We start from the raw sequence: 19953 nt of genomic DNA, 5'->3' as shown, positions 1-19953 counted from the left end.
ACTTTTGTTTTAGCTTATTCTACTTTTTATTATGTGTAATTTATTTTACATAAGCACTTATAACTTTGTGTATGAGTTGTATGACTTTGGCAATTGGCACCAATTTAGGTGAGTAAAATAGACGAAATATTTGTAGTAGGAATATGACAGGGCGATCGCTTCAGGCATCACCAGACGGCATTGAGAAAGCAAAAAGAGCTTTGAGACAGAAATCTTTGACTCAGATGGCTTTGGCAGAAGATTTAGGAATGAGTCGCCAAACTGGTGACAAATTCTTTAAAGGCAAGCGAATTGACCGCAACAATTTTAAGCAGATTTGTGAAAAGCTGGGTTTTGAGTGGGAAGAAATAGTCGCCCAGCCACCCAGCGAACCAGAAATAGCAGCTAATCAAAATAACAGCAATATCGCCGCACTGATGCAAGAGGTACGCGAAAAAGTAAAACCCATCATTCAAGAACGCTGTGGGACGATGCGCGTGCTAGATATGACTCAGCCCATTGGGTTGAATGATATCTACACCAACGTCAATATTCTGGAGAAAATTACTGGGCGCAGGCGCAAAGAGATTCCTGAATTATTGCAAGAGTGTAAGTTTGAGGAATTTGAGCGTTTTGGACTGGGCGAAATCATTGAAGAACGAGTGCCAGGGCTGGATGCGGTCAAGAAACATCCCAAGCTAATGATTTTAGGGAAACCAGGGGCTGGTAAAACCACGTTTTTGAAGTATTTAGCGATTCAGTGCAATCAGGGTAAATTTCAGGCTGATCGCGTGCCAATTTTTGTTACTCTCAAAGACTTTGCTGAAGCTGCTAACAAACCGAGTTTGTTGGAATACATCACTCAGCAATTCGCGGGCTGCGGGGTTGTAGAGACAAGGGTTATCGCGTCTCTACAAGATGTAATTGAACACAGCAGAGCATTGATTTTACTCGATGGGCTGGATGAAGTTAGAGAGGAAGACAATGAGCGCGTCTTAAGGGAGATTCGTGATTTATCTGACCAGTTTCGTGACAATCACTTTGTCATGACCTGCCGAATCGCAGCACGGGAATATACCTTTGAGAAATTCACAGAGGTGGAAGTTGCTGATTTTGATAGTGAACAAATTGCCACCTTTGCAACCAACTGGTTTAAGAATAAAGCCGTAAAACCAGAGACTTTTATCGAACGCCTCGAAGACAATGAGCGGATCAACGAACTCGCCGCAAGTCCGCTCCTGCTGACGCTCCTATGTTTAGCATTTGAAGAATCAGGGGATTTTCCGGCAAATCGTTCTGAGCTGTATAAAGAAGGGCTGGATGCGCTGCTGAAAAAATGGGATGCCAAGCGCGGGATTCAACGCGATCAAGTTTACAAAAAGCTATCAGTTCAGCGTAAGGAAGATTTACTCAGCAAGATTGCCCTGACTACGTTTGAGCAAGGTGACTATTTCTTTAAACAGAAAGTAGCCGAGCAATATATTACAAATTACATCCGGAATTTACCTGGTGCTAATACTGACCCAGAAGAATTGCAACTGGACAGTGAAAAAGTTTTGAAGTCAGTTGAAGCCCAACATGGGTTATTGGTCGAACGTGCAAAAGGAATCTATTCATTTTCCCATCTAACTTTTCATGAGTATTTCACTGCTAGAGAAATTGTTGTTAGGACGCAACCATTAGAGGAAACGTTGCAAAATCTGGTCAACTACATTACCGAGAAACGTTGGAGGGAAGTCTTTTTGCTAGCAGTTGGGATGTTGCAGCCCAGTGCCAATCGTCTGTTGCTGTTAATGAAACAGCGAGTCGATGAGCTTATAGCTAATGATAAAGAGTTGCAGAAGTTTGTAATTTGGGTTCACAAAAAATCCAATTCGATTGAGGTTTATTACAAGCCGAGTGCTGTTCGGGTTCTTTACTTTGAGTTTGCCTTTGACTATAGTCACTCCTATTTTCCTACTTTTAAGCTTGCTCTTGCTCTTGACAGCACTCTTGCCCCTCCTCATCCTCTTGCTCCTGATTATGCCCTTGACCGCGATCTTCTCTGTTCCCTTAAACCTGCCCTTAAGGGCAGGTTTAAAGATTTTGAGTATTTTGATCCTAGCCTCGCTCTTGACCCTAAGTTACGACAACTACTGCAACAACTCGAAGAGCAATCACCAGATGTCAACATGAATACTAAAAATTGGTGGATAACTAATGGTCGAACTTGGAGTGAGCAATTAAGAGCCGTAATGATTAAGTATCGCAATATTGGTTACGATTGGCAGTTCAACGAGCAGCAGCAGGAATTGCTGAAGCAGTATTACGATGCAAATTTGTTGCTAGTAGAGTGTCTCAATAGCGATTGTTATGTGAGCCGTGAGGTACGACAGGAAATAGAGGATACCTTGTTGTTACCCATAGCAGAGATTGAGGAACGAAAAAGAAGATTAATGTAGCGCGATCGCATTTTTTGTAATTCTTCCCGAATAGCGCGATCGCATATTGAAGATAGATTGTTTTACCTGTTGCAGGAATTGATACGAGTGAAAAACGCGATCGCTAATTTTTTTCTACTAAAGCAACTAATTTAGAGAAACCGCGTCACTACTCATAGGGGATATTCAACTTTAATTAACCTTTTAAAAGCAAATTAAGCTTTAATACTTAATAAAATAATTTTCTAGTTCTCAGAAACATTTTTTAGCCCACAACCTTCTAATAAGGTATCAGTGAAAATACACAAAGTTCGTGGGTTTCCTATTTATGACACGCTTAAATAACTTAAAGTCTGGCGTTTTAGTATTGATGACTCTGGGCACATTTGCCGGTTCTGTTGGCGCTGTACCCATCAATGTTCCTGTCCCTACAGTCCCTCGTGCCAGCAACCCATCTCAGACCAAGACTGTAATTTCTTCTGGAGCTTCTATTCCTGTTAGATATGACGGAACGGCTGAAAAAATCCTGCTATCTCGAACCGAAAAAGTGCCTTTAACTTTAACAGTTTCATCCACTGTTAAAAGCAGTTACGGGACAACTTTGATTCCAGCAGGAACAAAGATTCTGGGTCAATTGGAACCCGCTGGTCAAGGCTCCCGATTTGTTGCTACCCAAATTGTTCTCCCCTTGGATGGGACTCGGACAATCAATGCCACTTCTCAAATTGTGACGAGAACAGAACAAATCAAGAAAGGTTCTAGAACCAACACAATTTTGAAAGGTGCCGCCTTGGGTGGAGCCGCTGCATCCGCGATCGCAGCCCTGGTTGGCGACAAAGCGATCGCGACTGAAGAAGTCTTGGGTGGCTCAGGCTTGGGCGCTTTAGCTGGCTTATTCTGGGGACGCAAATCTGTTGATGTTATCTCCGTAAATCCCAGCCTTGATTTGAGGACTATCACCCTGGCTTCTCAGCTGCCAGTTACCGTCGCTCTACGCTAAACAGGGAATTCCTAATTTCCGTTGGTGATGCTACACATCAGAATCCGTCTGTTACAGACCTAAAGTGAAATGGTATAAGAACGCTCCGACTCCCTCCCCGAATCGGGGAGGGTTGGGGAGAGGTTCTTTCCCCATCGCCCTCTATTTTTCCTTCGCAATGCACTAAATCAGTGCAATTGTCAAGAAACAAATTCAGCCGGGAAGCGTCTTGAACCTTATCCGTATAATTGCTGAGAGTGTTCCCTATGTCTCGCTTCAATCGCTGGAAATCAGGAACCGCTGCACTCATGGCATTGACAATGACCGCCGGTGCAGCTGCCCCCTTCGTCGTGCCTGCGCCTGCTGCTGCCCAATATTACGAATTTCCGCCTCCACCTGTCTCCCAAGTCAGCATTCCCTCAGGCACAACTCTCCCCTTGCGCTATAACAAGGCAAATAAAATCGTTGTGTCTCCTAAGGAAACGATGCCGTTAACGCTGACGGTGGCAACAAATGTCAGAAATACTCGCGGAACTATCTTAATTCCGGCAGGAACTCAGGTGATTGGTCAATTGCAACCCGCAACGAGAGGCGGTTCCCAGTTTGTTGCTAGAGAATTAGTTTTCAACAACGGGAAACGGCAGTATATCAATGCCTCTTCCAGAGTGATTACTCGCACCGAACAAGTTAGTCGGGGAACCAATACCAGTTCCATTTTGAAAGGTGCAGCTGTTGGTGGAGCCGCCGCCGCCGCAATCGGTGCTTTGACTGGAGACCGAGCGATCGCAACTGAAGAAATTTTGGGGGGTGCTGGTTTGGGTGCCTTAGGCGGACTGCTGTTGGGCAAAAAACGAGTTGATGTTGTTGTCGTTAACCCCAACACCGATTTAAATGTCACCCTGCGCTCGGCTCTGGCGCTGCGCTAGTCTTTTTTCGAGCCGCTGCGCTAGCCTTTTTTCGAGCCAAGGTGTTTTATCTCGTTGTCTCCAAAAATAACGCTGTAGGGCAGGGTATACCCCTGCCCTACGTTTGTATAAGCGGTAAAGACGTTGAACGCAATGTCTCTACAATCTTTATAGGTTTTCTAAAAATTTTCCTGTTAGAGAGTTACGCGCTAGGCTTGCCTACACCGGGATTTGCCTCTTTCTTAACTTCAGGCACAATATCCGGGCGCTCTTTATCTTCCCAACCCACAGGGCGCTTAGAGTTATACCACGCAACGGAACCGATACTTACAGCGGCAATAAAACCTACCGCGTACACAGCAGTAGCAGAGACTGGAAAATGGGGCGTATTCGTAGCAACTTCCATCAATAAATGCATTCTTTGTAACCCTCTTATCGATTTTTGGTTATCGTACCAAAACTCAGGGGATCGTCTATCACCCCTGAGTTTGATCCCCATTGTTTTTGCGATCGCGCTTGAGAGTTAGGAAGTTGTTCTAATCGTTCCTAATTTTCCTTCCGCGCTGCTGGCGGAGCAGGAGGTGGGGCGGCATCCGCTGTTCTCCTGGGTGCCCGTGGAGCGGTTGGCGCAGAATTGTAAGTTCGTCTTCTCCTTGGCTGTGCAGTGCTAGAAGTAGAATCTGATGATGCCCTTCTGCGAACAGAACGCCGAACGGGTGCCGACTCCTGAGAGCTTGTGCTTGCTTGGCGACGAGAACGGCGGTAGCGACGGCTGCTATTGCTTGAACTCTCTTGGCTTTGAGAATTGGTACTTACTTGGCGGCGAGAACGACGGTAGCGAGGTCTAGATTCTTCTTGAGGCTGGACTTCTTGGCTGCGACGCCGTCTCCGCCGAGGCGCGCTCTCGGAGCTTTGGACGCTGCTAGTACGGTAGCGTCTACGCCGGGGAGTTTCTTCGCTAGAGCTATCATCGCTATCCGTAGCCCGACGAGACCGGCTACGCCGGGGGGTATCATCGTCGTCGCTGTTTTTGGAGATGATGCTTCCAGAGAAGATGCTTTTAGGCTTGATGGGCTTGATCGTGAGCTGGGCTTTACGTCCTTCTAGCTCGGTGGGTCGCTCTGGGAACTTCTCGACCGGGATATCTTTAACCACTTCCGCCATGAATTTATTCCAGGTGTAGGCGGCTGTACTGCTCGCGCCCCAAGTCGGTTTGTTGTCATCGTTGCCCAGCCAGACACCCGCAACCATTTGGGGGATGTAGCCAATAAACCACAGATCGCGTGCCTCATCCGAGGTGCCCGTCTTCCCAGCAACAGGTCGATCGTCTAGAGCGGCGGCGCGACCCGTCCCCTCATTCACGACACCCCGCAGCAACCAGGTCATAATCGCAGACGTATCTTCTTGGAGGACACGGTCGGGCTTAAACTTCGCTTCGTAGATAACGTTCCCGCGTCGGTCAAGAATGCGACGAATGCCGTAATTTTTGGTATGCATCCCTTTGGTCGCAAAGGTGCCATAAGCACTTGTGAGTTCCAGCAGGTTCACTTCAGAGGCACCTAAGGCAGTGGAATAGGTCGGTTTCAGTTCTGATTCAATGCCCATTTTGTGGGCGACATCGATCACCGTATCCCATCCCACATCGACCAAAACTTTGACAGCAACGGTATTGATTGAGCCAATCAGAGCATCTCGCATGGAGATCCAGCCCCGGTACTCTTCGCTGTAGTTTTTGGGGGTATAGCCGTCTACTTTGTAGGGAGCGTCCAGGTAGCCGCGATAGGGAGTGAAACCGGCAGCCATTGCTGTCGTGTATACAAACGCTTTAAATGTCGAACCGGGCTGGCGCTGTGCCTGAGTAACGCGATTAAACTGTTGCTTATAAAAATCTTTTCCCCCGACCATTGCCCGGATCTCGCCGGTACGCGGATCGAGCGCCACAAGGGCGGCTTGCTCGAAGTTTTGACCGCGACCGCTGTTTTCAACGGTTTCGATAACGGCCTTTTCCGCCGCTTCCTGCCATTCTGGCTTCAGGGTGGTTTCTACTGTTAATCCTCCAGCCTTAATCGCTGCTGGCGAGACGTGCTTGGGCAGTTCTTGTTGGATGTATTCGGTGAAATAAGGGGCAAACCTTTCGAGCCGCTTAGGACGGCTGGGTTTTGTTATCAGGGTGTCAGCGATCGCTTTCTCGGCTTCGGCGGCTGTAATGAACCCCGCCAGATGCATCTGTTGTAATACCAGATTGCGGCGCTCTTTAATCACTTGTGGATTTTTAATGGGCGAATATTGATTGGGTGCTGGTGGGATGGCAGCAAGTGTCGCCATTTCCGATAAGGTTAGTTCGTACACCGGCTTAGAAAAGTAAACCCAAGCCGCATCTGCCACGCCATAAGCACCTTCTCCCAAATAGACCAAATTTAAGTAACGTTCTAGAATTTGATCTTTGGTGTTTTCATTTTCGATTTTTTGAGCGGTTCGGACTTCCTTCAGCTTGCGCCAGACGCTACGCTCCTGATCGAGAAAAACCATCCTCGCCAGCTGTTGGGTGATGGTGCTACCGCCTTCTACAACATCTCTTGCTATCAAGTTAGAAAAGGCTGCCCTTAAAACTCCCTGGTAATCAACTCCCTGGTGTTTGTAAAAGCGTCTGTCTTCTATCGCAATGAAAGCTTGAATTAGCTGCTTGGGAATTTTGTCAATTTTGAGGGTTTCGCGAGTCGCTGGGCCGATTTGTTGAAGTATTTTGTTGTTTGAGGCTTTGATCGTCAAAGTCTCTGGTCGCATCAAGGTTAAGGCATCGCTGGTATCGGGTAAGCTACTCTCCAGCGACCACGCAGCAGTCAAAAGCGCGATCGCTCCTCCTCCCACACCTAAACCAATCCAAAATCGACGCTGATGATGGAGTGGGTTTTCTCCAGTGAATGGCTTCTTGACAATTTTAGGAAGCTCCTGAGTGGAGAAGCGCTTCAGCCGCAAGAGATTTCGCTTCAATTCCCGACGATGTCGTGATGCGTCTGCGTGTCCTTCGTCTTGTTCCTTGCCATCAATCGGAGTATCGACTGGTTCTTCTTTATTACCTACAGGAGTCTCGACTGGTTCATTTGACACCCCCGCATTGAACTTGCCTGATAAATCCTTCAGTCTTGAGATGAACTTGGTCACGTCAACTCCTCAATCACCAAAAACTTCTGGCGCAAAATTCCCTGCTTATTGTTGCCTATTTTATGGCTTGAATCCGGGATCTGTGCCTACACAATGTGAACTTATTCGCTTTTTGTCAAATTGTTATTTTTTTATTCCGTCAAAGAATACACCTAAAGTCATCCAGTTCCAAGCTTTGTTCCAGACCTTGTTGGTTGATAGCTTAAGTAACTTCAAGAAATGGGGCAAATCTCAAGGTATTTTCTACCAAACTCCTAATTATCAGCTTCTTGCTCTCTGGCTGAGCTTATTAGAGGAGCGGACGTGGTATTTGATAAAAATCTAGCTTTGAGAGGAGCGGGTTAGCGCTGAAGTCGGCGATCCCCCCTGAAAAATGTTTGCCAAGAACATTTCTCAGGGGGATCGCTTTTTGGGAACTTATCTGGAAAACAGTAACTTCGGTTTGTAGCTCAAAATATCCTTCCTAAGACAGATGCACCCGCTGGGATTAGTATAAGCGATCGCCCTTCTGGTGCCAATCCATCATGGACAATTTGCTTAACGTTTGTGCGTAATCTTCAGCCACCAAGCAGATAAATACATAAGTTATGAAGATTGCGACCAAAACTACTGGGTGCAGTAAGTTCTGTCAGTCAATTGATTGTTGATTTTATTTCGTTTTGGGTTGCTGTATTACCGCCTTATCGAGGTCAAGCGATGTTAATTGAAACAATTCTGACCGATCCTATACTCTTTCTAAGAATTATCATCCTTGTTGTGGCTTCAGTGACGCTACACGAACTCGCTCATGGTATAGCTGCTTTAAGTCAAGGTGATGACACCCCCAAAAAAAGCGGACACATGACCTTGAATCCAGTGATTCACATGGGATGGGAGTCAATTATTTTTCTTTGCATTGCTGGTATGGCGTGGGGACAAATGCCTATCAATCCCGCACGCTTTCGCCATAAGAAAATTAGCAATATTTTGGTTTCTATCGCTGGCCCTTTATTAAATCTAGGCTTGGGCATTCTGTTTCTTTTAATTCTAAAATTGGATTTCAGTTTGTTCTCGACAAAAATTCTGAGTTCTGAATTCCTCTACCTGGGTGCGTCTATCAATTTGAGCTTGTTTCTCTTTAATATGCTGCCTATTCCTCCTCTGGATGGGTTTCATGTATTCAGTGAATTTTTCCCGTCATTAAAACCTTTAGAAAGTAGCCCTTTTGGATTATTAGCTTTAACAATCCTCTTGGTTAGTGGTTTTTCTTTAGGTCTGGGTTTTATCGCGAATGCAGTCATCTGTGCGGTTGTTCCCTCAATGCAGGGATGCCAAGTTGTATTTTAGATGGATGCACTGCTTCCATCAGACTTTAGTCTGCGTCTATACAGAATAAGCCTGCGGACGCAGGCTTATTGTTTTCTAGTCAATTCCGGATTTGAGATTCATTGAACACAATCTCTATTAACGAACCGCATTGGCGGAGCCTGCGCGTTAGCGCTTAGACGCCTTAGCGTTCGCGAAGCGGCGCGGATGCGCGTTAGCGCTATAGGAGGCGAAGAAAGAGAAAGAAGAGAGATTATAAATCACTTCAGAACCCCGACTTCTTTAAGAAGTCGGGGTTCTCGCATTCACGAATCATATAGGACTGCTATAGTTAAATCTTATCTATAATTTTTTTTGCAAATCAATTGGCAGTAGCATGGATTTTGTGACGGGTTTGGGATTTTTGGCGGCAACTTTGACCACTGTAGCTTTTTTGCCTCAATTGTTTAAAGTATGGCAAACAAAATCAGCCAAAGATGTTTCCCTGGAAATGTTGATTATTTTCTGTTCGGGAGTGTTTTTGTGGTTGGTGTACGGTTTTTACATTCAATCTTTTCCGGTTATTGCTGCCAACTTGTTAACCTTAATTTTTAATCTAATAATTTTATCGCTTAAAATTAAATATGAATAGGATAATCTTTTAAGGTTTTACTTGCCTGTGATGTCTGGAGTTTTTGCCGCAGAACGTCTTTTATTTACACCCGCGACGCCTGACACCGACGCCATCCGGACTATATTTGCCTTCCCGAATGAGTACAGCGTTGGCATCACTAGCCTAGGCTATCAGGTGGTGTGGGCGTCTTTGGCAATGCGCTCCGATCTTGAAGTCAGTCGCCTATTTACAGATACTCATGAGCCGCTGCTGCGATCGCCCGAATTAGTCGGATTTTCCCTTTCTTGGGAATTAGATTATGTCAATATCCTCAATCTACTGGAATTGCTAGAGATTCCGAATCGAGCATCTGCGCGTGATGACAATCATCCCCTCGTATTTGGGGGAGGACCCGTATTAACTGCCAATCCAGAACCTTTTGCTGACTTTTTTGATGTTATTTTGCTGGGAGATGGTGAAAATCTACTCGGCAATTTTATTGATACGTATAAAGAAGTTAGAAACGCTACCCGACAAGCTCAACTAAGGCGTTTGGCGCAAGTACCAGGAATCTATATTCCTAGTTTGTATCAAGTTGAATATCACTCGCCGGATGGCTCGATCCAGTCAATTTTGCCCGTAGATGCGGAGATTCCCGCCGTCATTGAAAAGCAAACCTATCGGGGAAATACGCTTTCCGCTTCCACTGTGGTGACAGAGAAGGCGGCGTGGGAAAATATTTATATGGTGGAAGTGGTACGGAGTTGCCCGGAAATGTGCCGCTTCTGTTTGGCGAGTTATCTAACATTGCCGTTTCGGACAGCGAGTTTGGAAAGTTCGCTAATTCCAGCCATCGATCGGGGATTGGCGGTGACGAATCGGCTGGGATTATTAGGAGCATCGGTTACGCAACACCCAGAATTTGAAACTCTTCTAGATTACTTGAGTCAGCCAAAATACGACGATGTCCGCCTCAGCATTGCTTCGGTGCGGACGAATACGGTGACAGTACAGCTAGCTCAAACTTTAGCAAAACGAGACACGCGATCGCTCACCATTGCCGTTGAAAGCGGTTCGGAACGATTGCGGCAGATTATCAATAAAAAGCTGACGAATGAAGAAATCATCCAAGCTGCAATCAATGCCAAAGCAGGTGGATTAAGCAACCTCAAACTCTATGGAATGGTGGGAGTTCCGGGGGAGGAACCCGAAGATTTAGAAGCAACTGTGGCGATGATGCGATCGCTCAAAAAAGCCGCACCTGGGTTACGCTTGACACTCGGATGCAGCACTTTTGTCCCTAAAGCTCATACACCGTTTCAGTGGTTTGGAGTGAATCGGGACGCCGAAAAGCGGCTGAAAAGCTTAGAGAAGCAATTGCGCCGCGAAGGCATTGAGTTTCGACCGGAAAGCTATAATTGGTCAGCAATCCAAGCTTTAATATCCAGAGGCGATCGCCGACTTTCCCATCTTTTAGAACTGACGCGACACTACGGCGACTCTCTAGGCAGCTACCGCCGTGCCTTTAAAGAACTGCGAGGACAACTGCCGGATCTCGATTCCTACATCCACGCCAGTTGGTCGTTAGATCGAGTTTTGCCTTGGAACCACTTGCAAGGACCCTTACCAGTTGCCACCCTCCAGAAGCATCTAGCCGACGCTAAGGCTCATTTTCGGGAGGCTTCACCCTGCTTAACCTAGCCTACGGGGTGATTACGACCGTAAGGACACGGATCAGCCACTTCTGCGATTTTAGGAAAACAGCGATCGCACAGATGTAGTTGTTAGAAAGTCCCGTGAGACTCTAAGAAGAGTTTTATTCTCCCAAGGCAGGCTAACAGATGGTATTCGTAAAACCTCAATTTAATCGTAAATTTGCTTTTAAACTCACTCTAGTAGGTGCAGGAGCGCTTTTGTGCTTGATTCCCTCTGTAGAAGCGATCGCCAAAACCGTAACTTCCACAGGTGCTGCGGCAGTTGAACCAACTGTTTTGGCAGCTCAACCGCAAGGTCGCACCCAGCGGGTTCGATTTGCAAAAGGGAAAAGCTCAGCAGTTGTAGAATACTCGGTCGTGCGAGGAACGAGAGATATTTATCTGCTGGGTGCCAAGGTACGCCAGAAAATGACGATCGGCATTACCTCTCTTGAAGACAACGCTGTTTTTGATATCGTAGCTCCGAATGGGCGAATTATTGCACAAGAGGCAACTAGCTGGAGCGGCACATTGCCTAGAAGCGGGGACTATAAGATCGTTGTTGGCGGGACTAGAGGAAACGCCAGTTACAGAATGCAAGTGGGAATTAAATAATCGTTCCATTTATCAGATTTTCCCCCACCAGACGCTGTACTGGTGGGGATTTTTTTTTATAAATTGAATAGAGCAAGCAACCAAGGATAAGCAGATGTTAAAACAAGCTTTGGCGGGCGTAGGAGCATTTTTATTCCTGACCTCTTCGGTGTACGCTGGAGAACAGAGTGCCGAGAGCGATCGCTTTGAATTTTCCCTGCAAAACACAGCAGAAATTCTCCAGGTTCAACCCTTATCAACTTCCAATTCGATTGAACTTGCTCAACTTCTGAACACCCGCTGCCCACCGAATACCTCTTTATACCGTGCTGCTGAAACTAGAAATCATTTCGCCCATATTTGTGCGGCTAAGGGGGGTACTTTAGTCTTTGTTGGGGGTGCCAAAAATGGAACCCAAAACACTGTTAATGCAACGGTTCCCAGTAACAGTAGTGGTCAGTTTGTTGCTGTTCAAGGTAATACCCGTTATATTCTTACCCAAAGCCAGCTACGCATTATTCAAGGGAATCAAACCATCGTTAATGAAAGAGTGTTGCGATGGACTCAATAACGATGATTAGAGGAATAAATTAAATGCAATCAACATCTGAGTATTTTTGTGCCTATTGCGGCGAACCAAACGTTACATTTGTTGATCTAAGTGCTGGGGGTCAGCAGTCGTATATTGAAGATTGCCAAGTTTGCTGTCGCCCAAATATTCTCTACATCCGATTTGATGAAGAAACCCTTGACATTGAAATCGATAGCGAATACGAAGGCTAAAAATCAAGATTTATTGCTTCCTGCCTAGTTTACTCGCAAAAGATTTCTGGGATTTCTGGAAATGCCTTGCGCCCTTCTGAAGATAAAACTATCGACAAACAGATAGTTCCCCAAAAAACAACCGTAATCTTACGGTTATTATCTTACAAAGAAGGTCAAATTAATGGTATTTACGAAATCTGAATTCAATTGCAAACAGGCTTTGAAATTAGCTTTAGCTAGCACAGGAGCATTATTATTCTTAGCACCTTCAGTAGGTGCTGTACAACTAACTGAAAAAAGTGCCGAGAAGGTTGCTTTCACTTCTCAGCAACCTGCATCTCAAACTTTATCGACTTCCCACTCTATCGAACTAGCTCAAACAGAGGTGGGTTGTCATAGGGATGAAAGTACTTTCGTTGCTGCTGAAACGAAAAACTACTTAGTGTATATTTGCGGCGGAGATAATCCCCACACTTATGTCGGTTATGCCAAGAATGGGCGTGGTGGTATAACTGTTCCTCTTACTTCTTACAACCGTAATGTATTTACGGCTAAAAACGGTCCGTACACTTACACGGTGGACATGAGTAAGAGTCAGCTCGTTATTAAGCTCCCAAATGGCAGACGTTCTATTGAAAAGTTAATTAATAGTTTGGAGTAATACTATAGCAGCAACTCTCACTATTTAGTTGTTAGTTTTGTTTCAGGCATAATAGTGGGTGTTCAGCTTTTAGTTTTAGTACGAAAATTCATTTTTTCAGCTAATCCTTAAACAAAACGATTACTCACTTGATTACGCTCTGTCAAAGGAAGAAAATGAAATGGCATCCGTGAAACTTGGATTGAATGGCAAACAAGCATTGAAACTCGCTTTAGCAAGCGCGGGAGCATTATTATTTTTAGCACCAACAGTACAAGCAGCAGAACTCACAAAAACTGTTTCCGGTGCTAGCGATCGCCCAATCCAAATAGCTGCTTCTAACGATTGCATCAACGACATCGCAGAAGGTTTCTCTGTCGAAACAACCAATCATTATGTAGGGATTTGTTACACTCGCAAAGGCACCTTCTACGTGGGTCGTGCGAAGAATGGCAAAGGTAGCATTCTTCTCCCTGTTTCTTCTCCAAAGAGGAATGTTTATGTCGCCAAAAACGGTCGGTACACTTATACTCTCAATTTGAATACGAATCAGTTAATTATTACCTTGCCTAATGGCAGACGTTCTATCGAAAGGGTAGTCAAAATTATCGATTCCTAATTTTTTACCTGATGACTTTTTAATTTTGATTGAATCCCTGCCTTTTCACACCCAAATGAGGACATTTGGGTGTTTTTTCACGATTACGAATGAGTTTCCCGCGTCTGTCCCTCGATGACAGCACTCCAGTCGTCGTTATTCACTGCCGCTTCTAGCTTTTGCTGCCTCTTGGCATCACTTTCCTCGGCATCTGCAAGATCCTTAGTGAGCGTGCTATCTGCCATCGCCTTGCGAAGTTTGAGCTTTTTCTCCTCATAGGCGTTGCGCTCTTCGGGCGACATGGCTGCTTTTGCAACTTCGCCCACCGTGCTAGCCCACATCCCACTGACCTCAGCGTTACCAGGCGGAACGCTGCCGAGTTCGGAAATCCACGCCTCTCGCAAATTTTCCATGTCCGTGCGTTTCGGGAACTTGAACGCCTGCACCCGCACAAACGCGCAAGTTTCTCTCCCATTTTGAGCGACATGACCATTCAGGGAAAGCAGCACATTCCGCGAGTATCCGATATATTGCGTCTGACGTTGGGTATTTAACACAGCGTACACCCCAGCAATTTTCGCATTCTGAACGCGATCGCACCAATTCTGAAGCGGTAGCACTTCAGTTCCATCGTTTTCAAGATCGACAAGAGTCGCTATCTCAGGGGCAGCGTGTTCGTCGTCGGAGCTATACAAAAAGTCGTGCAGCCCCCGGTGCCCTTCGGGTACATTTTGGTGTTCAACGGGCACATTCTGGTTTGTCTCCACCTGAATTAGTCTCCATTCAATGAATTTGCTACCGGGAGCCAGCCAATCCTGGGATTTATCCACTCCCGATAACTTGTTTATAGTTTAGGGCGTGGGCAGTGGTGATTTGAGTCCCGCTTAGTATGACTTAGTTCAACGGGTGGTTCGCATATAGCTCAACAGCCAATTCGCCGCTGTTGCCCGACGAGTCTGCCTGGGACCAAATTCACCCAATTTGTAGCCTTTAAAGCCGAGTTGTTCTTTTAGTAGCTGCTTGTTCTCTGCCGGAATCGAGCGAGTCAGCTTCACCGTTGGTGGACGGTTCTCAATGAAATCAGGCGGTTGTGGATATTCATCTCGCCATTCTGGGGGAACTTCGCTCGCGTCCCATTGATTCGCCGCTGCGTCGTAGCGATAACCCAAGCATTGCCACACCAGTTGGTTCACTGTGGCATCATCAATTTCATCGTTCAGGATAGCCCAAATCGTTTCGGTATTCAGCGGCGGTAAGTTAGACATGAGAATGAACAATTAACAACAAAAGCTGTATCAATAAAATACAACTTTTTCCTTGACTAAATATCTCTGGAGAATTCCATTCGCACTTTTTACAAAAATGGTGCGCTCTCACGGCTGTTAACTTGCCAAAAGTTGATTTCTTCTGTTAAGCGTTGATTCTTCCTGGGTGTGCCACACGGGAATCTCAATACAAAATTCTGTTCCTTGTCCAGGTACCGATACGCAATTAAGCGAACCTTTGTGCTTCTCTACTACAATCTGATAGCTAATGGATAACCCTAGCCCAGTACCTTTGCCGACAGGCTTGGTGGTAAAAAATGGCTCAAATAATCGGGCTTTAACATCTTCATTCATGCCCTGTCCGTTATCAGCAATCCGCACAAGAATTGTATTAGAAGGAGTAAGTTCTGTGCGAATCGAAATTTGACTGGGTTTGTTGCAAAATTCATCCAAACTGCGAATCCCCGAAATAGAACCTTCCTTGGGGGATTCGCTACTGTAACGCTCTAGCTCATCAATCGCATTACCGAGCAAATTCATAAATACCTGGCTCATTTGCCCTGGGTAACATTCCACCAAAGGTAAATCAGCATACTCTTTAATCACTTCAATTTCTGCATGGTTGCCATGTGCTTTTAGTCGGTTTTGCAAAATCAGCAGGGTATTATCAATCCCTTCGTGAAGGTTCACTTGCTGCATAACCTGTTCATCATTGCGAGAAAAATTCCGCAACGATAGCACAATCTGATGAATACGCTTTGCCCCTATTTCCATTGAAGACATCACTTTAGGCAAGTCTTCTCTGAGAAAATCTATGTCGAGTTCTGCGATTTTTTCTTGCATCAAGCAGCTAGGATTGGGGCACTCTTGCTCGTAAAGCGTCACTAAATCAAGCAAATTTTGCACATAGTCAACTGCATAATTTAGGTTCCCATAGATAAAGCTAACAGGGTTGTTGATTTCGTGAGCCACCCCTGCTACCAAACATCCCAAATTGGACATTTTTTCTTTTTCAACGAGTTGGGATTGGGCTTGTTGCAGGTCGTGCAAAGCTTGCTCTAAATGCTTTGATTGAGCAACAGCTTGGGCAGCGGTGGCACAACTTTGCTCGTAGAGTTCCGCTTGATGAATATTAAGGGCGAGTTGTTCAATATCACTTTCTTGTTGATATTGGCTCACCACTGCATCTAGAGCCTCAAGTAGGTTGGTAGAAGACTCTGTAAGAATGTAACGTAGATGCGGATTGTCTAAGGTTAGTTCTTCAGGGGTTGCTTGGGCGATCGCTCTCGCTTGCGCGATATATTGGCGTATGTGCTGGTCTAAATTTAGCGGTGGCTCAAAGTACATTGACCGAACAACGGATGATGGTTGACCCGGTAGTTTCATCTCCGGATTGCCCTCGATTAAACCACTATGCGACCGTTCCATCAAATCCAGGTCAGCTTGCAAAGTAAAGCGCAATTTCTCTTGCTCGGCAATATCTTTTGTACAGACCAGTCTTAAGGCGAACAGTGCCGTGCGTTGAGATAACATCCGCTGACGACCACTGATATTAACCACCGCTGCGTTAATTTCCCGCACTGTATTAATTTCGTTTAAATGTAAATAATTAGCCAAGACAAGTACCGGCAATAATTCAAATAACCTTAAAGATTGCGGAATTATACCATTAGCCGTTTTTTTTGTCATGGTACTTGTTAGATTTTTTTGAAGTGAAAAGCAAAAAAACCGCGAATCTACTGTATAGTCACGTAAATCTATGACTAAGTTCCAGTTTACTTGTAATTTAAAGATGCAGCTTTGACTTCCTCCGAATTGTTGCTTGGCTATTCCTGAAAAACTATGAACCAAAGCGGTGCAAACTTTAGTGCATTTTTATACGGATCTAAAAAATTAGCGTCACTTAAAGGCCTTCGTGAATCTCAACCAGCTTCATCTCAGCTTCATCTAATTGTGAGAAGTTTCACAAATTCAATACAATTTGCCGAATTCTATCTGCTTTTCAATGCATGGAATTGAGAAGATTGAGCAAGCCCTCAATCAGGAATTCCAGATCGATAGCTTCAGCTTTTTCCTGAGTTTCGGTTGTTGGGTTGGCGTAGTGCTGTTGATAGAGGCGTAAGATTTCAAGAAGGTCTCGGATATAACTATTGGTCTGCACCAGGTTGCCGCCGATAAAATTTACCGAGTCGTTAATTTCGTAGGCGATACCGACAACTAGACAGCCGAGGTTGGGCATTTTTTCGGTTTAAATTCAGTTGCGTTTGGGTTCGTTGTAACTGTTTTACCGACTACAAACAAGGCTTGGCGAGCAAAACGGGACTGGCAGTTCAAGAAGACTTGTGTATAGACAGTAGCCCAAAGAATAAAGAACCCCAAGAGATAGCTTTCTTGGAGTTCCGGGAAATTATGGAAATTTAGTGGACATGATATGACTCAGCAGCGGGGGAAGCGGGAAGTTTTTAGCGATTACTGATTACCGATTCCCTTTCTCCAACTCGGATGTGCGAATCATTCCTCAGCCTTAGCACCTAGACGGAGGAAGACTTTACTGCGGCGAACCCCGTCATCGCTGCCGTAGCTGCTAAAGGCAAGCGAATTTAGCTCGTTAAATAACGGTTTTGCCACCAGTTCCACCACTCTGACAATGGGCAGCTGACGCTCTAAGAACGCCTGACTAGATGCCCAGTCTAGATACAAATAGCCGTTATTTGGCTGGGGTAAAGAGGTGATGTTTGCCTGGAAGCGATCGCTCTTGACGAGAGAATTATCAGGAGCCTTAATCGCTTGATTCATTGCTTCGATCGAAGTGGTGAAAATCTCGTACTTGCCGACACTGGCATGAACTCCTTTCACCTGTGCCTCTAGCTTGACTGAATCTTGGTCTTCACCCTGATTCTTATCGGCAGTGGTTGTGAGTTGTGTCCAGGCAGAGATCGGTTGATTCTCCAGGGTAAATGAGCTAACGCTCAACCCTTGCTGTTTGGCAACAGCATCTAGACGATCGATTGCCGCTTCTGCTTTTGTCGTTGCTGATTTCTCGGCGACAAAAATCCAATCTGAATCTTTGCGGTCGGCACGAGGTAGCATTCCTAAAGCGTACTCGCCTTGCACCCAACTAAAGATATCTTGCTTTAAATCAATGCCCCAACGAGCTTGGAGATTCGCGATGGGTTGATCGATCAGTTGGACAAGGCTATCATCGCTATCTAATCCAGAAGTGAGTTGAGTCCACAGTTGCTCTAAGTTACTACCAGAAGCCGCGATCGCTATTTTCTCTGGTAGATACTGCAACGCTCCGACCGGTTGAGATAGGCTGGGAGTTGTCGGGGGGATTTCCTGTCCGGTAGCCGCTAATAAAGCGGTTTCTGCCAGCAATCCTTGAGTTTTTGGAGAGATGGCGATGGCTAAACTCTCATAGGTTGGGTCAATTTCCATCTGTGAATTGTTCCCCAGCAACTTCGCCAGCGCGGGTAGATTCACATAAGTCAGACCAATTTTCGGCTGAGAGATGCTTTCGATTGCCCGCTGATAAGAAGTTGAATCGCTGAGGCTGAGATTGGGCGCTTGCACATTATTAATGGCTTCTTTCAGCACCCTAGGATCATTGGCAAACAACACAAAGCGATCGCCAACAACTGCGGTAGCAACCGAGTTTTGAGCTGAGGCGCGGTTTATTGCGTCTTTTGGCAATGCCGATCTATCGCGGTTGTAAAAGCCTTTATTTCCAGCATCTTGAGTTTTGACGACCGACTCTTGATTCTTATAAATCAGCTTGACACCTTTATAAGTCTCAAAGACTAAATCTGTCTCAACATTTGCTTGCTTCTGCCAGAACAAATCCACAAACTCGCGGCTGCGTTGCGGATTTTTGGTGGTGACAGCCAGTAGCAGCCCGCGCTGCTCTCCATTGTCACGGGTGCGATCGATATCTAAGCTGGTGAGAGCCAGCGTGATTTCATCCCCCAGCCAGGGTTGGATATCTCGGCGATAGTCCAGATCCGTGTTCGCGAGTAAGCTTTGTTTAAATTGGTTGAGTTCTGCACGCGATCGCTTGCGGTTCGCGGGACGCGCTACAGCCTGCCGCAACCCTTCCAACCGATCTGGATTCACAAGCAATGACACCATTACGGGTGCCTTTTTCGGCACAAATATGGTGGCAGATGGGTTCGTCACCTCCCCACCCCCTAGAAGGGCGAGAGGACTGTTTGCCCTCAGCCAGTAAAAGCCACCGGCACCAATTAACAGCAGCACTAAAACGCCAGCTGCCAGAACGTAGAAAAACGAGCGTCGCTTCATGGTGAAATGTAGACCTTGGGTGAGCGCGATTCAGCTAAGAACACTAATCCCGATGCCAGAACCTATTATTTCAGCTCATCGGACTGCCAACTATTAAAATCTTAGTTAATCTCCAGCGTTGCACAACCTCATGTCTGCTCAATCTTTTCGCCAAGATATTCCCCAGATTAGCGTAGAAGAACTTGCCAGCCGTCTTGCCGATTCCCCTGAGAGTCTGCAATTGGTGGATGTGCGAGAACCACAGGAAGTTGCGATCGCTAGCATTGAGGGTTTTGAAAACCTCCCCTTGTCGGAATTTGCCGACTGGGCTGACCAAATCCAGACCCAGTTCGATCCGCACGCCGAGACGCTGGTTCTCTGTCATCATGGCATCCGTTCGGCGCAGATGTGCCAGTGGCTACAAATGCAAGGCTTCACCAATGTCAAAAATATTGTTGGTGGCATCGATGCCTACTCAATCCGAGTCGATCCGACAATTTCCCAATACTAACGATCCCAGTACAAAACTATCTTGAAGCTGGAACCTCTTCCCCAACCCCTTTCCTGCAACAAGAGGACAAGAATTCTCTTTCTTCCCTACTCAGGAAAAAGGCTGGGGCTAGATTTTTTAATTAAATACGGTTCACGATATTGTTTTAATTTTGGTAGTGGTGAATAGTAATGGTTAAGAGCGAAGGGAGGCGTTGTAATGATGCACAAAATACCAAATCGCACCAATGTGATTACTCAACTTCTTGGAGAAAGATAAGGTTTTAC

19 protein-coding genes and 1 pseudogene are annotated in these 19953 nt (G+C 45.8%); 12 read left to right on the top strand and 8 right to left on the bottom strand.

The features are described 5' to 3' along the window. The first annotated feature begins 143 nt into the window (after window positions 1–143). From NDA06_RS22470 to NDA06_RS22460, 3 genes are all read left to right on the top strand, one after another. On the top strand, window positions 144–2420 hold the full coding sequence (locus NDA06_RS22470; protein WP_190986873.1) for an NACHT domain-containing NTPase: 2277 nt from the start codon (window positions 144–146) through the stop codon (window positions 2418–2420). A 307-nt stretch (window positions 2421–2727) separates the two neighbouring features. Then, window positions 2728–3399: a hypothetical protein gene (locus NDA06_RS22465; RefSeq protein ID WP_190986872.1), complete on the top strand. Its 672-nt coding sequence runs from the start codon at window positions 2728–2730 to the stop codon at window positions 3397–3399. 245 nt (window positions 3400–3644) lie between these two features. Further along, entirely contained in the window at window positions 3645–4304 is a 660-nt protein-coding gene (locus tag NDA06_RS22460) for a hypothetical protein (RefSeq protein WP_190677280.1), read from the top strand. 181 nt (window positions 4305–4485) lie between these two features. On the opposite strand, the gene NDA06_RS22455 is transcribed toward NDA06_RS22460, so the two are convergent. Together NDA06_RS22455 and NDA06_RS22450 are read right to left on the bottom strand one after the other, a co-directional pair. Next, entirely contained in the window at window positions 4486–4701 is a 216-nt protein-coding gene (locus tag NDA06_RS22455; protein WP_190410367.1) for a hypothetical protein, read from the bottom strand. Window positions 4702–4829: 128 nt separating this feature from the next. Then, entirely contained in the window at window positions 4830–7445 is a 2616-nt protein-coding gene (locus NDA06_RS22450) for a PBP1A family penicillin-binding protein (protein WP_190536434.1), read from the bottom strand. Window positions 7446–8141: 696 nt separating this feature from the next. Here NDA06_RS22450 and NDA06_RS22445 point away from each other — a divergent pair. The 8 genes from NDA06_RS22445 to NDA06_RS22410 all read left to right on the top strand — a co-directional run bounded on the left by NDA06_RS22445 (window position 8142) and on the right by NDA06_RS22410 (window position 13654). Beyond that, entirely contained in the window at window positions 8142–8771 is a 630-nt protein-coding gene (locus NDA06_RS22445) for a site-2 protease family protein (protein ID WP_190536436.1), read from the top strand. A 355-nt stretch (window positions 8772–9126) separates the two neighbouring features. After that, the gene (locus NDA06_RS22440; RefSeq protein ID WP_190410369.1) at window positions 9127–9381 is read left to right on the top strand and encodes a SemiSWEET transporter; all 255 of its coding nucleotides are present in this window, start codon (window positions 9127–9129) and stop codon (window positions 9379–9381) included. Window positions 9382–9408: 27 nt separating this feature from the next. Beyond that, a complete protein-coding gene (locus tag NDA06_RS22435; protein WP_190536435.1) occupies window positions 9409–11043 on the top strand; it encodes a radical SAM protein in 1635 nt (544 codons plus the stop codon). A gap of 140 nt (window positions 11044–11183) precedes the next feature. Further along, window positions 11184–11651 carry a hypothetical protein gene (locus NDA06_RS22430; protein ID WP_190410371.1) on the top strand — a complete coding sequence of 156 codons (468 nt, stop codon included), beginning with the start codon at window positions 11184–11186 and terminating at the stop codon, window positions 11649–11651. 94 nt (window positions 11652–11745) lie between these two features. Beyond that, window positions 11746–12201, top strand: coding sequence for a hypothetical protein (locus NDA06_RS22425; RefSeq protein WP_190986871.1), 456 nt, complete (start codon window positions 11746–11748; stop codon window positions 12199–12201). Window positions 12202–12224: 23 nt separating this feature from the next. Next, the gene (locus NDA06_RS22420; RefSeq protein ID WP_190410373.1) at window positions 12225–12413 is read left to right on the top strand and encodes a CPXCG motif-containing cysteine-rich protein; all 189 of its coding nucleotides are present in this window, start codon (window positions 12225–12227) and stop codon (window positions 12411–12413) included. 163 nt (window positions 12414–12576) lie between these two features. Further along, window positions 12577–13056 (top strand): hypothetical protein, encoded by a 480-nt coding sequence (locus NDA06_RS22415; RefSeq protein ID WP_190677285.1) that lies wholly within the window; start codon window positions 12577–12579, stop codon window positions 13054–13056. A 160-nt stretch (window positions 13057–13216) separates the two neighbouring features. Continuing rightward, entirely contained in the window at window positions 13217–13654 is a 438-nt protein-coding gene (locus NDA06_RS22410; protein ID WP_190986870.1) for a hypothetical protein, read from the top strand. An 83-nt stretch (window positions 13655–13737) separates the two neighbouring features. Here the strand turns inward: NDA06_RS22410 and NDA06_RS22405 are convergent, their stop codons facing one another. From NDA06_RS22405 to NDA06_RS22385, 5 genes are all read right to left on the bottom strand, one after another. Further along, window positions 13738–14400 (bottom strand): GIY-YIG nuclease family protein, encoded by a 663-nt coding sequence (locus NDA06_RS22405; RefSeq protein WP_190986874.1) that lies wholly within the window; start codon window positions 14398–14400, stop codon window positions 13738–13740. Between the two features lie 132 nt (window positions 14401–14532). Further along, a complete protein-coding gene (locus NDA06_RS22400) occupies window positions 14533–14898 on the bottom strand; it encodes a DUF1823 family protein (protein WP_190986869.1) in 366 nt (121 codons plus the stop codon). A 117-nt stretch (window positions 14899–15015) separates the two neighbouring features. Then, window positions 15016–16587, bottom strand: coding sequence for an ATP-binding protein (locus NDA06_RS22395; RefSeq protein WP_190986868.1), 1572 nt, complete (start codon window positions 16585–16587; stop codon window positions 15016–15018). A 313-nt stretch (window positions 16588–16900) separates the two neighbouring features. After that, window positions 16901–17137, bottom strand: coding sequence for a hypothetical protein (locus tag NDA06_RS22390; RefSeq protein ID WP_190986867.1), 237 nt, complete (start codon window positions 17135–17137; stop codon window positions 16901–16903). Between the two features lie 272 nt (window positions 17138–17409). Further along, complete coding sequence (locus NDA06_RS22385) at window positions 17410–19197, bottom strand: DUF3352 domain-containing protein (protein ID WP_190986866.1); 1788 nt, start codon at window positions 19195–19197, stop codon at window positions 17410–17412. Between the two features lie 130 nt (window positions 19198–19327). On the opposite strand from NDA06_RS22385, the gene NDA06_RS22380 reads away from it, so the two are divergent. Next, window positions 19328–19687 (top strand): rhodanese-like domain-containing protein, encoded by a 360-nt coding sequence (locus NDA06_RS22380; RefSeq protein ID WP_190986865.1) that lies wholly within the window; start codon window positions 19328–19330, stop codon window positions 19685–19687. A gap of 174 nt (window positions 19688–19861) precedes the next feature. Here the strand turns inward: NDA06_RS22380 and NDA06_RS22375 are convergent. Next, a pseudogene (locus NDA06_RS22375) lies at window positions 19862–19953 on the bottom strand (IS1 family transposase); the annotation flags it as partial.

The organism is Trichocoleus sp. ST-U1 (assembly GCF_039961835.1).
Taxonomy (GTDB): domain Bacteria; phylum Cyanobacteriota; class Cyanobacteriia; order Cyanobacteriales; family FACHB-T130; genus FACHB-T130.
Note: the sequence above shows the minus strand (reverse complement) of the source record. Positions and strands in the feature narration are given on the sequence as shown.

Excerpts from the sequence above, each read along its gene's own strand:
- NDA06_RS22470 (WP_190986873.1), top strand. The coding sequence starts at position 144 with ATGACAGGGCGATCGCTTCAGGCATCACCAGACGGCATTGAGAAAGCA.
- NDA06_RS22465 (WP_190986872.1), top strand. The coding sequence starts at position 2,728 with ATGACACGCTTAAATAACTTAAAGTCTGGCGTTTTAGTATTGATGACT.
- NDA06_RS22460 (WP_190677280.1), top strand. The coding sequence starts at position 3,645 with ATGTCTCGCTTCAATCGCTGGAAATCAGGAACCGCTGCACTCATGGCA.
- NDA06_RS22455 (WP_190410367.1), bottom strand. The coding sequence starts at position 4,701 with ATGCATTTATTGATGGAAGTTGCTACGAATACGCCCCATTTTCCAGTC.
- NDA06_RS22445 (WP_190536436.1), top strand. The coding sequence starts at position 8,142 with ATGTTAATTGAAACAATTCTGACCGATCCTATACTCTTTCTAAGAATT.
- NDA06_RS22440 (WP_190410369.1), top strand. The coding sequence starts at position 9,127 with ATGGATTTTGTGACGGGTTTGGGATTTTTGGCGGCAACTTTGACCACT.
- NDA06_RS22430 (WP_190410371.1), top strand. The coding sequence starts at position 11,184 with ATGGTATTCGTAAAACCTCAATTTAATCGTAAATTTGCTTTTAAACTC.
- NDA06_RS22425 (WP_190986871.1), top strand. The coding sequence starts at position 11,746 with ATGTTAAAACAAGCTTTGGCGGGCGTAGGAGCATTTTTATTCCTGACC.
- NDA06_RS22420 (WP_190410373.1), top strand. The coding sequence starts at position 12,225 with ATGCAATCAACATCTGAGTATTTTTGTGCCTATTGCGGCGAACCAAAC.
- NDA06_RS22415 (WP_190677285.1), top strand. The coding sequence starts at position 12,577 with ATGGTATTTACGAAATCTGAATTCAATTGCAAACAGGCTTTGAAATTA.
- NDA06_RS22410 (WP_190986870.1), top strand. The coding sequence starts at position 13,217 with ATGGCATCCGTGAAACTTGGATTGAATGGCAAACAAGCATTGAAACTC.
- NDA06_RS22400 (WP_190986869.1), bottom strand. The coding sequence starts at position 14,898 with ATGTCTAACTTACCGCCGCTGAATACCGAAACGATTTGGGCTATCCTG.
- NDA06_RS22395 (WP_190986868.1), bottom strand. The coding sequence starts at position 16,587 with ATGACAAAAAAAACGGCTAATGGTATAATTCCGCAATCTTTAAGGTTA.
- NDA06_RS22390 (WP_190986867.1), bottom strand. The coding sequence starts at position 17,137 with ATGCCCAACCTCGGCTGTCTAGTTGTCGGTATCGCCTACGAAATTAAC.
- NDA06_RS22385 (WP_190986866.1), bottom strand. The coding sequence starts at position 19,197 with ATGAAGCGACGCTCGTTTTTCTACGTTCTGGCAGCTGGCGTTTTAGTG.
- NDA06_RS22380 (WP_190986865.1), top strand. The coding sequence starts at position 19,328 with ATGTCTGCTCAATCTTTTCGCCAAGATATTCCCCAGATTAGCGTAGAA.